This window comes from Pontibacter rugosus, assembly GCF_042678745.1.
GTDB classification, from domain to species: domain Bacteria; phylum Bacteroidota; class Bacteroidia; order Cytophagales; family Hymenobacteraceae; genus Pontibacter; species Pontibacter rugosus.
The window spans coordinates 1-832 of the sequence record NZ_JBHTLD010000459.1; the positions used below are offsets into that span (position 1 = coordinate 1).

Below are 832 nucleotides of genomic sequence, written 5' to 3' on the forward strand. Positions count from 1 at the left end.
AATCGTGTAGACGGCCCTGCCACCTCTAGGTAGCAGGGTGCGCCTCACACACCACTGTACGTACGGGTCTCGTATACAGCGGTTCGTTAAGTTGTGGAGCTACTTTCCTGTAGTAATCGAGCAAAGATTCATACCCCCTCCGAACGAGCCTTTTCACCGTTACCGTCGTTGTCAGGATCGGACTTTGAGCCACTGCCCATCCCCCTTTCCTGGTCCTGCTCCAGGCGTAGGCCTGCCACTTCGGGACGCCCAATCGGATCAGGTTCTTCCTTTTCCGCTCCGGTCGCTTCCAGTCGTGCCAGATGCAGTGCCTGAGCCTGTTACGTATCCAGCTGTCGATGTCTTTGAGTTTGCCCTGTATACTTGCCATGCGGAAGTAGGGGACCCAGCCTCGCTGCGCCTCCTTCAGTTCCCGGATACGTTCGTCAAAAGAGCAGGGCGTGGTTTTGCGGGTAATGCTCTTTAGCTTCTGCTTCAGCCTTGCCCATCCCTTCTTTGCCACCACCAGCTGGTAGCGGCCCTTGTCGCCCTTCCTGTAAGTGGGCACGAACCCGTGGCCCAAAATCTGAAAATCCACAGGGCGCCTAATGCCGCTTTTCTCTTTGTTGATAGGCAGCCTTAGCCTGTCCCTTAGGAAAAGGAATACAGCGTTGCCAACCTTTCGGGCCTCATCTTCACTTTTAGTGTAGACGCTGAAGTCGTCGGCATAGCGCACGTAGCGCAACCCTTGTCTTTCTAGTTCCTTATCCAGCTCATGAAGCATGATGTTGGAGAGCAACGGGCTAAGCGGACTGCCCTGCGGTACGCCTTTCCGACGCTTGACAAGTCTCCC

1 protein-coding gene is annotated in these 832 nt (G+C 55.3%); it reads right to left on the reverse strand.

Features of this window, described 5'->3' with window-relative positions:
* Positions 1–25: 25 nt before the first annotated feature.
* Positions 26–832: reverse transcriptase domain-containing protein (locus ACFQ2O_RS21905; RefSeq protein ID WP_377533092.1), on the reverse strand; the 807-nt coding region annotated here is incomplete at its 5' end.